Origin of the sequence: Pseudomonas sp. EA_65y_Pfl2_P78 (genome assembly GCF_963970495.1) — a bacterium.
GTDB lineage: Bacteria > Pseudomonadota > Gammaproteobacteria > Pseudomonadales > Pseudomonadaceae > Aquipseudomonas > Aquipseudomonas baetica_A.
Genome location: NZ_CAXAON010000033.1, coordinates 46,649 through 59,085, shown reverse-complemented (window position 1 = coordinate 59,085; position 12,437 = coordinate 46,649). Strand labels below are relative to the sequence as shown.

At 57.0% G+C, this 12,437-nt stretch carries 13 protein-coding genes; 9 read left to right on the top strand and 4 right to left on the bottom strand.

The genetic code is table 11. The features are described from left to right. Nucleotides 1-395 precede the first annotated feature (395 nt). The 3 genes from brnQ (at nucleotide 396) to AACY02_RS21785 (ending at nucleotide 3,043) form a co-directional block, all read left to right on the top strand. Entirely contained in the window at nucleotides 396-1,709 is a 1,314-nt protein-coding gene (brnQ, locus tag AACY02_RS21795; RefSeq protein WP_339433721.1) for a branched-chain amino acid transport system II carrier protein, read from the top strand. Between the two features lie 195 nt (nucleotides 1,710-1,904). After that, nucleotides 1,905-2,642: a DUF599 domain-containing protein gene (locus tag AACY02_RS21790; protein ID WP_339433720.1), complete on the top strand. Its 738-nt coding sequence runs from the start codon at nucleotides 1,905-1,907 to the stop codon at nucleotides 2,640-2,642. Continuing rightward, complete coding sequence (locus AACY02_RS21785) at nucleotides 2,642-3,043, top strand: MAPEG family protein (protein WP_339433719.1); 402 nt, start codon at nucleotides 2,642-2,644, stop codon at nucleotides 3,041-3,043. The genes AACY02_RS21790 and AACY02_RS21785 overlap by 1 nt, the downstream gene beginning before the upstream one ends. A 77-nt stretch (nucleotides 3,044-3,120) precedes the next feature. Here the strand turns inward: AACY02_RS21785 and AACY02_RS21780 are convergent, their stop codons facing one another. After that, the gene (locus tag AACY02_RS21780) at nucleotides 3,121-3,357 is read right to left on the bottom strand and encodes a hypothetical protein (protein ID WP_339433718.1); all 237 of its coding nucleotides are present in this window, start codon (nucleotides 3,355-3,357) and stop codon (nucleotides 3,121-3,123) included. Between the two features lie 158 nt (nucleotides 3,358-3,515). Here AACY02_RS21780 and AACY02_RS21775 point away from each other — a divergent pair, with 158 nt between their 5' ends. The 4 genes from AACY02_RS21775 (at nucleotide 3,516) to AACY02_RS21760 (ending at nucleotide 7,225) form a co-directional block, all read left to right on the top strand. Continuing rightward, nucleotides 3,516-3,992 (top strand): PaaI family thioesterase, encoded by a 477-nt coding sequence (locus AACY02_RS21775; protein WP_339433717.1) that lies wholly within the window; start codon nucleotides 3,516-3,518, stop codon nucleotides 3,990-3,992. Beyond that, nucleotides 3,989-4,441 (top strand): PaaI family thioesterase, encoded by a 453-nt coding sequence (locus tag AACY02_RS21770; RefSeq protein ID WP_339433716.1) that lies wholly within the window; start codon nucleotides 3,989-3,991, stop codon nucleotides 4,439-4,441. The genes AACY02_RS21775 and AACY02_RS21770 overlap by 4 nt, the downstream gene beginning before the upstream one ends. Nucleotides 4,442-4,522: 81 nt before the next feature. Further along, complete coding sequence (htpG, locus tag AACY02_RS21765) at nucleotides 4,523-6,427, top strand: molecular chaperone HtpG (RefSeq protein WP_339433715.1); 1,905 nt, start codon at nucleotides 4,523-4,525, stop codon at nucleotides 6,425-6,427. A 69-nt stretch (nucleotides 6,428-6,496) separates the two neighbouring features. Then, complete coding sequence (locus AACY02_RS21760; protein WP_339433714.1) at nucleotides 6,497-7,225, top strand: dienelactone hydrolase family protein; 729 nt, start codon at nucleotides 6,497-6,499, stop codon at nucleotides 7,223-7,225. A 99-nt stretch (nucleotides 7,226-7,324) separates the two neighbouring features. On the opposite strand, the gene AACY02_RS21755 is transcribed toward AACY02_RS21760, so the two are convergent. Next, a complete protein-coding gene (locus AACY02_RS21755) occupies nucleotides 7,325-8,188 on the bottom strand; it encodes a pirin family protein (RefSeq protein WP_339433713.1) in 864 nt (287 codons plus the stop codon). A 61-nt stretch (nucleotides 8,189-8,249) separates the two neighbouring features. After that, nucleotides 8,250-8,666, bottom strand: a complete 417-nt coding sequence (locus AACY02_RS21750) for an OsmC family protein (RefSeq protein ID WP_339433712.1) — start codon at nucleotides 8,664-8,666, stop codon at nucleotides 8,250-8,252. Between the two features lie 128 nt (nucleotides 8,667-8,794). Here AACY02_RS21750 and AACY02_RS21745 point away from each other — a divergent pair, with 128 nt between their 5' ends. Together AACY02_RS21745 and AACY02_RS21740 are read left to right on the top strand one after the other, a co-directional pair. Beyond that, the gene (locus AACY02_RS21745) at nucleotides 8,795-9,850 is read left to right on the top strand and encodes an amidohydrolase family protein (RefSeq protein ID WP_401160266.1); all 1,056 of its coding nucleotides are present in this window, start codon (nucleotides 8,795-8,797) and stop codon (nucleotides 9,848-9,850) included. A 134-nt stretch (nucleotides 9,851-9,984) separates the two neighbouring features. After that, nucleotides 9,985-11,610: a methyl-accepting chemotaxis protein gene (locus tag AACY02_RS21740; RefSeq protein WP_339433710.1), complete on the top strand. Its 1,626-nt coding sequence runs from the start codon at nucleotides 9,985-9,987 to the stop codon at nucleotides 11,608-11,610. A gap of 110 nt (nucleotides 11,611-11,720) precedes the next feature. Here AACY02_RS21740 and AACY02_RS21735 read toward each other — a convergent pair whose 3' ends face one another. After that, entirely contained in the window at nucleotides 11,721-12,434 is a 714-nt protein-coding gene (locus AACY02_RS21735) for a DUF3108 domain-containing protein (RefSeq protein WP_339433709.1), read from the bottom strand. Between the last annotated feature and the right edge of the window lie 3 nt (nucleotides 12,435-12,437).

The following is a 12,437-nucleotide window of genomic DNA, read 5'->3' as shown; positions in this document are numbered from 1 at the left end:
CTCGGACTGGTCTCGATACTGGATACGATAACTCGGCTTAATCGCATAATTTGAACCGCCGTATACGGAGCCGTACGTACGGTGGTGTGAGAGGACGACGGATGTAAATCCGTCTCCTACTCGATTCTGGCATTTGAGTCGATGGTGGCTATTTATAGGCATCCACCCAATTACATGCAAAAACGCGACGCGGAAACGTCGCGTATCGGATAGTTCGCCCTCAAACAGTGCGTTTGTAAGCCAAATTCGTTAGGCTAGCCGCCATTTTTGCGTCTGCCGCCCACAAGGCATGCAACGCGCTATACGGGTCAGTCCCATACGGATCGACAGCATTTCCCTAATCCCACAGGGCAATCCCCCTCTAAATTCCGATTCAGTAGTGTGGTATTTCCTTAATGAAAGTTTTGAAAGGTCAGGACATCCTGGCACTTGGTTTTATGACATTTGCCCTGTTCGTTGGGGCTGGCAATATCATTTTTCCGCCGATCGTCGGCTTGCAGGCCGGACCTCACGTCTGGATGGCAGCACTGGGCTTCCTGATCACGGCGGTCGGTTTGCCGGTGGTCACCGTCATTGCGCTGGCCAAGGTCGGCGGCGCAATGGACACGTTGAGCAGCCCGATCGGCAAGATTGCCGGCGGTGTGCTGGCGGCCGCTTGCTACCTGGCGGTCGGTCCATTGTTCGCCACACCGCGGACCGCGACCGTGTCGTTCGAAGTGGGTCTGGCGCCACTGACTGGCGAGAGCCCGCTGGCGCTGTTCCTCTACAGTTCCGTGTACTTCCTGCTGGTGTTCTTCATCTCGCTGTATCCGGGCCGTCTGCTCGACACCGTAGGTCGCTTCCTCGCGCCGTTGAAGATCATTGCACTGGCGGTACTGGGCATCGCTGCATTCGCCTTGCCCGCGGGAGATATCGGTAGCGGTACTCCGGAATATGTGGCTGCACCGTTCTCCCAGGGTTTCATCAATGGTTACCTGACCATGGATACCCTCGGTGCGCTGGTGTTCGGCATCGTCATCGTTAACGCGATCCGCTCCCGTGGTGTCGAGTCGCCTGCGCTGATCACCCGTTATGCGATCATCGCCGGACTCATTGCCGGTGTCGGTCTGGCGCTGGTGTATATCAGCCTGTTCCGTCTTGGTTCCGGCAGCCACGAAGTAGCCGTTGGTGCCACCAATGGCGCTGCGGTACTGCACGCTTATGTGCAACACACCTTTGGCTCCCTGGGCAGCGGTTTCCTTGCGGTGCTGATCTCGTTGGCGTGTCTGGTGACGGCCGTGGGCCTGACCTGCGCGTGTGCCGAATACTTCAGCCGAGTGCTGCCACTGTCCTACAAGACGCTGGTGATCATTCTGGCGGCGTTCTCGCTGCTGGTGTCCAACCTGGGCCTGACCAAATTGATCGCCTTCTCCATTCCGGTGCTGACCGCGATCTACCCGCCATGCATCGTTTTGGTAGCGCTGAGCTTCTGCAAAGATTTCTGGCATGAGCACGGCCGTATCATCGGCCCAGTGATGCTGGTGTCCTTCGTGTTTGGCTGCATCGACGCTCTGAAAGGCGCCGGTCTGGCCGACTGGCTGCCATCGCAACTGTCGCATCTGCCACTGAGTGAACAGGGCCTGGCGTGGCTGGTGCCGTGTGTGATGACCCTGGTGGTTGCAGTGATCTGCGATCGCGTGCTGGGCAAGCGTAGTGAAGCCATTGCCTGACGTTTCCTGACCCGCCACAAGCGGGTCTTGGGCGATTAAACAGAAATGCCCCGTATCAATCGATACGGGGCATTTTTTATGAACATCAGGCAGTGTCTTTTTTCCTGAGCTAACGTCGAACGATTACATCGATTCTGGTGGGAGCGAGCAAACCCGCTCCCCCCGATAAAGTGCTCATATTTGACAAGGAATTGCATGTCGTTCATCCAAGCTAACCTGATCCATTTGCTCGCTGCACTCTGGTTTGTCATCTGCTGGGGCGGTTACACCCGATACGCCAGTTGGAAGGCTCGCGACACCGCTTGCCTGGCCAGCGTGCTGCACCTGTATCGTGAAGACTGGATGCGCCGCATGTTGCTGCGCGACAACCGCATCGCGGACGCTAGCGTGATCGGCAATCTGGAGCGCAACGCCTCGTTCTTCGCCTCCAGTACCCTGATTATTCTCGCCGGTATTCTCACCGTGCTTGGTGCTTCCGAGCGTGCGGTGTCGTTGCTGGCGGATATTCCGATGGTGCAGCAGGCGTCGCAAGGCATGTCAGAGATCAAGTTGCTGTGTCTGGCCCTGGTGTTCGTCTATGCGTTCTTCACGTTCAGTTGGTGCATGCGTCAGTACAACTTTGCGGCGATTCTGGTGGGCTCGGCGCCCATGATCGGTGAGCGACAAGTCTCGGAGCAGGAGCGCAAGGCCTTCGCTTTGCGGGCGGCGCGGGTGATTTCGATGGCGGCCAACCAGTTCAACTTTGGCCTGCGCTCCTATTACTTCGGCATGAGCATGCTGGCGTGGTTCGTCAGCCCCTGGCTGTTCATGATGATGAGCGCCGGGGTCGTGGTGGTGTTATACCGCCGCGAATTTCATTCCGACGTCCTCGATGTAATGGTGTATACCCCTACACAGGCGCCCATCCCCGAGGCGAACAAGGAAGCTGCTTGATGAGTATTCCATTCTGGTGTGTGTTTATCAGTGCGCTGTTGATTTACATCGCGCGTATGCCGGTGGCCAAGGCCATGAAAGAGCAGGGTGGTTACAACAATCACCTGCCGCGCCAACAGCAGGCGCAGCTCACCGGTTACGGCGCCAGGGCGCTGGCGGCTCACCAGAACAGTATTGAAGCGTTCATGTTGTTTTCGGTAGGCGTGCTGATGGCGCATACCACGCAAACGGCGGGGTGGTTGATCGATACATTGGCAATCATTTTTGTAATAGCCCGGATCATCTACCTGTGGTTTTACCTGGCTGACCTGCCGCGACTGCGCAGTCTGGTCTGGGGAATCGGTTTATTGTGTTCGTTGTTATTGATGATTAGTCCGACTTTTAGAACGGTGTTGCTTTAACAGCGCATTACCGAAAAGTAACAGGCAAAAGAAAACCCGCACTTGGCGGGTTTTCTTTTTCTGCATCAAGAGGCGATTTATTGCGTCTTGGCAGCTTCGTCTTTCGCAGCTTCGTTCGATTCCGCCTGATCTTTGGCGGCTTCGGCGTTTTCTTTTGCTGCGTCGTTCACTTTATCCTGAGCTTTGCTCATGTCTTGTTGAGCTTGTTCAGCATGTTCTTTGGCATCTTGAGCTTTGTCCTCGGATTTTTTATCGCAGGCAGCGAGACCGAGGGACGCGGTCAACATCAAGGCAATAGCTAAAGTCTTACGCATGGGGTGTTTCTCCTTATGGAAAATAACTACTGGCCTTAAGAGCTCGCGCCTGAGGGTTAAGTTCCTCATTTGTTTCAGATATATAAGTTTGTTTTGCTGCGGAACTTTTGCTGTGTTTCCTACTACTGGCAAATGGATTTAACGAGAGTAATTATCAAATGGCTGACCACCCCGTTTTTGAGCGTGCGACACGATTTCTGTCGGCGTTGCGTCACTGTCAGGTTCTTGGTTTGCAGGTGCACAGCGCCTCCACCGAAGGGCTCACGGTTATCCTGCCGTACAGCCCGAAAATCGTGGGCAATCCGCAAACCGGGGTGATTCATGGCGGGGCAATCACCTCGTTGATGGACACGGCCTGCGGGATGTCCACTTTGTGTGTACTACCGGAGTTCGAGGTTTGCCCGACTCTTGATCTGCGCATCGACTACATGCACGCCGCTGAACCCGGCAAAGATGTTTATGGCTTCGCTCAATGCTACCGGGTAACGACCGATGTGATCTTCGCTCGCGGCTTTGCTTATCAGGATGATCCCGGACAGCCGATCGCCCATGTCGTTGGCACGTTCATGCGTATGGGGAAGGGGCTCAGGGGCACCAAAGGTTTCGGCGGTGCGATCAAGGGGGAAGGTCAATGAGTGATGAATTGAAGGATCAACTGCAACAGGCCCACGAACAGGGTGACTACACGCCGCTGCTGAAGTTGATCCCCTACGCCGGGCTGATCGGCATCGAATGCTCACGGGTCGGTGATGAGTTGCTTTTCAAGCTCCCGGCGAACAAGGACAACATTGGTAACCCTTTATTGCCGGCGATCCACGGCGGCGTTATTGCCGGGTTCATGGAGCTGGCCGCTGCCCTGCATTTATTGATTTTTACCGGTGCGCCGGGCGTGCCGAAGATCATCGACTTTTCCCTCGATTACCTGCGAGCCGGGCAATTTCGCGACACTTGGGCCAAGTGCGAGGTCTGCCGGCAGGGGCGGCGAGTCGCTAATGTCGCGGTCACAGCATGGCAAAGCACCGAAAACGAACCGATTGCCACTGCCCGTGCGCACTTCAAAATCGATGACCCCTTGAAATCCTGAACACTGCCCCAAACTCTGATGACAACCCGCCGCAGACCATTCGGGTCGCGGCCAATGCCATCTGATTGGAGTTTGATGACCATGAGTGTGGAAACTCAAAAGGAAACCCTGGGCTTCCAGACCGAGGTGAAGCAACTGCTGCACCTCATGATCCATTCGCTGTATTCCAACAAGGAAATCTTCCTTCGCGAATTGATCTCGAACGCCTCTGACGCTGTAGACAAGCTACGCTTCGAAGCCTTGGCCAAGCCTGAGTTGCTCGAAGGTGGCGCAGACCTGAAAATCCGTGTGAGCTTCGACAAAGACGCCAAAACCGTCACCCTCGAAGACAACGGTATCGGCATGAACCGTGACGATGTGATCACCCACCTGGGCACCATCGCCAAGTCGGGCACTGCCGATTTCATGAAAAACCTCTCGGGCGATCAGAAGAAGGATTCTCACCTGATCGGTCAGTTCGGCGTCGGTTTCTACTCGGCCTTCATCGTTGCAGACCAGGTTGACGTGTACAGCCGTCGCGCCGGCACACCTGCCAGCGAAGGCGTGCACTGGTCGTCGAAAGGCGAGGGTGAGTTCGAAGTTGCCACGATCGAAAAACCTGAGCGCGGCACTCGCATTGTCCTGCACCTGAAAGCGGCGGAAGACGAGTTCGCCGATGGTTGGCGTCTGCGCAACATCATCAAGAAGTACTCCGATCACATTGCCCTGCCGATCGAACTGCCGAAGGAAGTCACCGCAGCCGAAGGCGAAGAGCCGCCAGCCGTTGAGTGGGAAACCGTCAACCGCGCCAGTGCCCTGTGGACCCGTCCTCGCACCGAAGTGAAGGATGAGGAATACCAGGAGTTCTACAAGCACATCGCCCATGACTTTGAAAACCCGTTGGCCTGGAGCCACAACAAAGTCGAAGGCAAGCTCGAATACAGCTCGCTGCTGTACGTGCCGGCCCGCGCACCGTTCGACCTGTACCAGCGTGAGGCGCCGAAAGGCCTGAAGCTGTACGTGCAGCGTGTGTTCGTGATGGATCAGGCCGAGTCGTTCCTGCCGTTGTACCTGCGCTTCATCAAGGGTGTGGTCGACTCCAACGATCTGTCGCTGAACGTGTCGCGGGAAATCCTGCAGAAAGACCCGATCATCGACTCGATGAAGTCGGCGCTGACCAAGCGCGTACTCGACATGCTGGAAAAACTGGCGAAGAACGAGCCTGAGCAATACAAAGGCTTCTGGAAAAACTTCGGTCAGGTCATGAAAGAAGGCCCGGCCGAGGATTTCGCCAACAAGGAAAAAATCGCCGGGCTGCTGCGTTTCGCATCGACCCATGACGAAGACGGCGAGCAAGTTGTCGGTCTGGCTGACTACCTGGCGCGCGCCAAGGAAGGTCAGGACAAGATCTATTACCTCACCGGCGAAACCTACGCGCAGGTCAAGAACAGCCCGCACCTGGAAGTCTTCCGCAAGAAAGGCATCGAAGTGCTGCTGCTGACCGACCGTATCGACGAGTGGCTGATGAGCTACCTCAGCGATTTCGACGGCAAGACGTTTGTCGACGTGGCACGCGGTGATCTCGATCTGGGCAACCTGGACTCGGAAGAGGACAAGAAGGCCGCAGAAGAAGTCGCCAAGTCCAAAGAAGGTCTGGTCGAGCGTCTGAAGACCGCGCTGGGCGATTCCGTTGCCGAGGTTCGCGTGTCCCATCGTCTGACCGATTCGCCAGCCATTCTGGCCATCGGTGAACAGGACCTGGGCCTGCAAATGCGCCAGATCCTCGAAGCCAGCGGGCAGAAAGTGCCGGAATCAAAGCCGATCTTCGAATTCAACCCGAGCCACCCGCTGATCGAGAAACTCGACGGCGAGCAGAACGAAGGACGTTTTGGCGACCTGTCGCACATCCTCTTCGATCAGGCCGCTTTGGCGGCTGGCGAAAGCTTGAAAGACCCGGCCGCGTACGTGACCCGTCTGAACAAGCTGCTGGTTGAACTGTCGGTTTAATCACGTTGCAAAAAAAACCCGCTTCGGCGGGTTTTTTCATTCTGGTGTTTAACAAATCAGGAGTCAGAAATGAGCCAAGTCACTGTACGTTCCGTGGTCTATCAGATTGATGGCCAGCCTTTTGAAGGCCGGTTAGCCTTCGATGCCGATCATAAGGGCGCGCGTCCGGGTCTGTTGATGGCGCCGAACTGGATGGGCGTCAGTGCCGGCGCCGAAGAGGTCGCCAAATCGGTCGCAGCCAAAGGCTACGTGGTGTTGATCGCTGACGTTTACGGTCAGGCGGTGCGTCCGCAGAACGCCGATCAGGCTGGTGCGGCGATGATGCCGCTGAAAAATGATCGGGCCTTGCTGCGCAAGCGCATGCAAGCGGCGTTCGAGCAGTTGCACACGCAGGGTGAAGCCGCGGTCGATATTTCCAGGCTGGCGGTGTTCGGCTTCTGTTTTGGCGGTTGTTGTGCGCTGGATCTGGCGCGTACCGGTGCGCCGGTGAAGGCAGTGGTGTCGTTCCACGGTACGCTGGATTCGCCAAACCCGGCGGAGGCGAAGAACATCAAGGGCTCGGTGCTGGTGTTGCATGGTGCTTCCGACCCCTTGGTGCCGAAAGAGCAATTGCCGGCTTTCGAAGATGAGATGAACGCGGCGAACGTGGACTGGCAATTGCTGAGCTACGGCGGTGCAGTGCACTCGTTTACCGATCCGCACGCCAATGTGCCGGGCAAGATGATGTACGACGCGAAGACCGCTGCGCGCGCCTTCAAGTCGATGCATGACTTATTGGATGAAGTGTTCAGGGGCTGATTCAGGCGGCGCCTGTTCTGGCCTCTTTTCCCGCATTGGAACGCGTTCCAGTGCGGGAACAGGCTTGCTCGCGAAGAGGGTTAATCAGCGACACAAGATTCAGGGCAATTCAATCCGCTCACTTTCCCCGGGCACTGTCGGCCAATCCCCGGCCGCCCATTTGCGCCGTGCCTCATCAATGGCTGCCGGATCGCTCGCGACAAAATTCCAGTTGATCCGCCGAGGTCCGTCCAGCGGGGCGCCGCCGAACACCACAGCATGACAATCAGTCTCGGCAAACAAGCTCATCTCTTCCCCGGGCGGGAGCACGACCAATAGATGGGGGTCGATCGTTTCGCCATTCAATTGCGCATCACCACTCAACACATACACCGCCCGTTCTTGATGCTCGGTCGGGATCAGTAGTGTGGTTGCCGCTTGCATTTTCACTTCGGCGTACAGCGTAGGAGAAAGCACCGGTACCGGCGATTCAAGACAAAAGCCTGACCCGGCAATCATCCTTATCTGCACGCCGAGGTTATCGCTGACGGGTAGCGTCGCCGCCGGGTGATGGCTGTAATGCCCAGGGCCTTGCTCATGATCCTTGGGCGAGGCCAGCCAGATCTGCAAACCGTGCATGGTGAAGCTTTGCTTCCACAACGGCTCGGGTGTGCGCTCGACGTGAGCGATGGCGCTGCCAGCGGTCATCCAGCTGACATCGCCAGCGCTGACCACCTGATCGGAGCCGAGGCTGTCCTTGTGCTGGATTTGCCCTTCAAACAGATAGGTCAGGGTCGACAGGCCGATGTGCGGATGCTGTCGGATGTTCATGCCTTTGCCCGTCGGATAAATCGTCTCGAGCATGTGATCAAAAAACACGAAAGGCCCGACGCTGCGGCATTTGGCTGACGGCAGTGGGCGCAGAATCGGCTGGCCTTCGACGTCTTCGGCGCGCGCGCGGATGATCAGAGGTTGCGTGTCCATGGTGCATTCCAGGCTGAGCGGGTGATGTGCAGAGCATAACCCGCCGCAGCGCGCGTGTTGATTATTGGCTGTCGAAGCCTTGTGGCGCGTGGGTTTCGATCGTCACGTCGGTGGTGGTCATCAGCTTGTGGATTGGGCAGCGGTCGGCAACGCGCAGCAGTTCTTCACGCTGGGCGTCAGTCAATACGCCTTTGAGGGTGAGTGTGACGTGCAAGACGTATTTGCCTTTTTGTTCTTCGCTGTTGTCGCGTTTGACGTCGACACCTACGCCCGTCAGCGGGATGTCTTTCTTCTTTGCGTACATCTTCAGGGTTATTGCCTTGCAGGCCCCCAGAGCCGCGTCAAAGTAATCATGCGGCTCGGGGGCCGAGCCTTCGCCACCGGCAGATTTCGGTGCGTCGGCAAACAGTTCGTGGTCATCGATCCTTACGGTGTGACGAAAGCCTTCAGCGGAGACGGTATTGACGGTAACGGTCATGGGAACCTCACTGGCAGTAGGAAAAGTCGTTCGATCAAAAAAGACCTTGCAGTTATAGAGCATTCCCACCGGCACGCGTTCCACTTTCCTGCGGGATGAACCCTTGTCGTCAGGGCGGGGTCTAGGTTATGCCTACTTGTTGGAGATTAATTGTGTCCCTGTATCGTTTGAGTCTTGCCTGCCTTCTGGCCTTTGCCAGTTCGGCCAGTGCCCGCGAATACACCTACAGCGACGCGCACCTGCACTACGTGGATTTTTTCCAGGAAACGGCTGGCATGTCGAAACTGCTGACAGCCATGAAGGACAACTTCGTCGAGCATGTGATGATTTCCGGTATTCCCGTGGCCAAAAAGTGGCACGAAGACGAACCCAAACGCCCGCGTTATTACGCCGGCGATGATGCCGATGCGTATTGGTACAGCGCCACCGACGTGATCGTTGCAGATGCGGTGCAAAAACTAACGCCTGAACAACGCCCCTTTTTCCATCCCTTTCTTTCAGGTTTCAACCCCAACGACAAAAACTCTGCTGCGCACATCCAGCGCATGCTCGATCTGTACCCGGGGCTATGGCAGGGCATCGGCGAGGTGTTCACCCGCCATGACGATCTGACGGCGCTGACGTCTGGTGACACGCCACGCGCCAATAACGAAGCGATGACCAGGATCTATCATCTGGCGGCGGAAAACGATCTGCCGGTGATGCTGCACTCCAACATCACCTCCAAACGTGAGAAAAATCCGCTTTATCTGAGGGAAATCGAAGAGCCGCTGCGTAATCATCCGCACACCCGATTTATCTGGGCGCACGCGGGGACAAGCGCCGAGATTCATCGGCATCAGACACAGTTGAAATTCCTGCTTGCGACCCTGACGCGGATGCTTGAGGCCTATCCGAATCTCTACATCGATCTGTCCTGGACCATGCTCACTCCGTATCTGCTGGATGCGCAGGGGAAGCCTCGCCCGGTATGGCTGGCACTGGTAGAGCGTTATCCGGAGCGCTTCATGCTCGGTTCGGACGTGGTCGGGCGATTCAACAGGCTCGGTCAGGAAATGCACAGCTTCAAACCGTTTCTCGATGCGCTACCGGAAGACGTCGCCCATAAAGTCGCAAAGGACAACTTCCTGGCGATCTTGCCACGAACGGAGCTCAAATCCGCTAAAACCACGCTGAATCGATAATGCCGCGTGTTCGGAGTATTAAGGCGTTTTGATATCACGTTTTGGTCTTACGCAAATTTCCGCCGGGCCGATACCTTCTAGAGCAACCAGCTGCAGGGTTGATGCAGCGCTTTTGGAAGGAAGGAACCAGAGCAATGAGTATCCGTAGTCTCAATATTGCCCCGCGCGCCGGATTGGGTTTTGGCCTGTTGGCCCTCATGGTGTTTGCCCTGGGGGTGTTCGCCTTGCTGCAAATGTCCAACATGCGTGCCCAGTCCGATGAGGTCGATAAAAACTGGTTGCCGAGCGTGATGGCCGTCGGCGAGATGAGTCAGGACATGCTTCGCCTGCGGGCGTTGACCATGCGCCTGTTGATCGACCGTGATCGGCAGGCGCTTGAGCAGAATGTTGCCAAACTCAATGAGTTGCGCGGCGTGCTCGGTGAAGCTCAGCAACGATATGACGTGCTGATCGTGCTGCCCCAGGAGCGTCAGTTGTTTGATCGTTTCAAAGTTGCCGAGCACAAGTACCTGGAGTTTCAGGCGCAGGTGATGCAGTTGTCCGCACAGAGTCGGGTAGAGGAAGCGGCGGCGATTCTCAACACTCAGATGAGCCCGTTGGCCGATGACATCACGGTCACCCTGCGTGAACTGGTCGAACTGAACAAGCACAACGCCAATCTTGCTACCGAAGCTGCACGGTTAGTGTTCATCAATTCGCGGGTGTGGGTCGGTGTGATGATCGCCGTCACGGCGTTGATCACCATAGGCCTGGCGTTGTTACTGACCCGCAGCATCGTGATGCCGTTGGCGCAGTCGTTGGGCGTGGCGCAAGTGGTGGCCGGAGGTGATCTGACTGGAGAGATCGACATTGCAGGCAAGGACGAGCCGGCGCGACTCCTGCAAGCGCTGCAAAGCATGCAGCACAATCTGCGTGACACGATTCGGCATATCTCCGAGTCATCCAGCCAGTTGGCTTCGGCGTCGGAAGAACTCAGTTGTGTCACGGAAGACGCAACGCGCGGACTGCATCAGCAGAGTCTCGAAATCGAGCAGGCGGCCACGGCGGTCAATCAGATGACGGCAGCGGTGGAGGAGGTGGCCAGCAACGCGGTGGCGACGTCCGAAGCCTCGCGCGAATCCGATCGTATTGCCCAGCATGGTCGTGAACAGGTGCGCCAGACCGTGACGTCGATTGAGTGTCTCGCCCAGGACGTTACCAATAATGCGAGTCAGGTGGAGGATTTGGCGCAGAAGGTTCATGGCATCAGCAAGGTACTGGATGTCATTCGTTCAATTGCCGAGCAGACCAATCTACTGGCCCTTAACGCTGCGATAGAGGCGGCGCGGGCCGGCGATGCCGGGCGTGGGTTTGCAGTGGTGGCCGATGAAGTGCGGGCGTTGGCCCATCGTACCCAGCAGTCGACGCAGGAAATCGAGCAGATGATTGGCGGTATTCAGCAGGGCACCGATTCGGCGGTCAGTTCGATGCAGCAGAGCAATGGGCGAGCGGGTTCAACACTGGAGTTGGCCAAAGCTGCGGGAGTGGCGTTGGAGGAGATTGCGTCGGCGTTTACGCTGATCAACGAGCGCAATCTGGTGATCGCCAGCGCTTCGGAAGAGCAGGCCGCGGTAGCGCGGGAGGTGGATCGCAATCTGATGAACATCCGCGATCTGGCGATGCAGTCGTCGGCGGGGGCTAATCAAACCAGTGCAGCGAGTCAGGAGTTGTCGCGGTTGGCGGTGGATCTGAACACCATGGTGGCCAAATTCTCGGTATGACTCGATAGCCGATCGCAACGGTGAACCCGCTCACAGTGGTTGTGTGTTGTTGCGCAAATTGCAGGCATGAAAAAGCCCCGCTTTGCGGGGCTCTTCAATATCGCGCTGGATCAGCTACCTTTGACAACCTTGCCGTTGACCGTGCCGTCCTGGAGCATGATGTTGTACTCCTTGCCGTCGGTTTCAACCTGTTGCAGGCGAACCAGCAGATAGTCCCAATCCTTGGCGAACCACAGGACGGTGATGCGCTTGCTTTGTGTCGGGTCGCGCACGCGCTCGACTTTGATCGAATCGATCTTGCCAGCCTTGGTGTCGACCTTTTCCGAGCCCAGCACGCGGAAGTCATAGGTGTCGACTTCGCCATCATCGACCACTTGGTAGCTCATGGTCTTTTTGCCGGCAGCTACGTCATGTTGCAGCGCCAGCTGATAAGTGGATTTGTCGACCATGCCACGGTTGAGCGGGATCTTCACCGCGTCGCCACGGTCAGTGCCGGTAACCATTTTGCTGTTCCAGTCGAAATCCAGGTCAGCCTTCTTGGCTTTGCCCAGGCCACCCCGTTCGAAGTGGTAGGACTGCGGCAGCAAGGTGTCCTTGTCCAGGGTCAGGGTGCTTTTTTCACTCAGGCTGGCAATCATCATCGATGCCTTGAAGCTGAGCGTCCAGACGCCGTTGGCATCCTTGGTCAGGCTGCGTTCGGCGGTGCCGCTCATGGGCAACTGTTTCCAGTCGGCGGTATAGCTGGCGGAGAACGGTTGAAGGTCTGCTGCCTGCGCGAAAGGCAGGGCGAGCAGAGCGCAAGCGAAGAGCAGGGCGCGACGCATAAT

Coding starts and splice junctions, on each gene's coding strand:
- htpG (WP_339433715.1), top strand. CDS start 4,523: ATGAGTGTGGAAACTCAAAAGGAAACCCTGGGCTTCCAGACCGAGGTG.
- brnQ (WP_339433721.1), top strand. CDS start 396: ATGAAAGTTTTGAAAGGTCAGGACATCCTGGCACTTGGTTTTATGACA.
- AACY02_RS21770 (WP_339433716.1), top strand. CDS start 3,989: ATGAGTGATGAATTGAAGGATCAACTGCAACAGGCCCACGAACAGGGT.
- AACY02_RS21740 (WP_339433710.1), top strand. CDS start 9,985: ATGAGTATCCGTAGTCTCAATATTGCCCCGCGCGCCGGATTGGGTTTT.
- AACY02_RS21790 (WP_339433720.1), top strand. CDS start 1,905: ATGTCGTTCATCCAAGCTAACCTGATCCATTTGCTCGCTGCACTCTGG.
- AACY02_RS21785 (WP_339433719.1), top strand. CDS start 2,642: ATGAGTATTCCATTCTGGTGTGTGTTTATCAGTGCGCTGTTGATTTAC.
- AACY02_RS21760 (WP_339433714.1), top strand. CDS start 6,497: ATGAGCCAAGTCACTGTACGTTCCGTGGTCTATCAGATTGATGGCCAG.
- AACY02_RS21780 (WP_339433718.1), bottom strand. CDS start 3,357: ATGCGTAAGACTTTAGCTATTGCCTTGATGTTGACCGCGTCCCTCGGT.
- AACY02_RS21775 (WP_339433717.1), top strand. CDS start 3,516: ATGGCTGACCACCCCGTTTTTGAGCGTGCGACACGATTTCTGTCGGCG.
- AACY02_RS21755 (WP_339433713.1), bottom strand. CDS start 8,188: ATGGACACGCAACCTCTGATCATCCGCGCGCGCGCCGAAGACGTCGAA.
- AACY02_RS21745 (WP_401160266.1), top strand. CDS start 8,795: ATGCCTACTTGTTGGAGATTAATTGTGTCCCTGTATCGTTTGAGTCTT.
- AACY02_RS21750 (WP_339433712.1), bottom strand. CDS start 8,666: ATGACCGTTACCGTCAATACCGTCTCCGCTGAAGGCTTTCGTCACACC.
- AACY02_RS21735 (WP_339433709.1), bottom strand. CDS start 12,434: ATGCGTCGCGCCCTGCTCTTCGCTTGCGCTCTGCTCGCCCTGCCTTTC.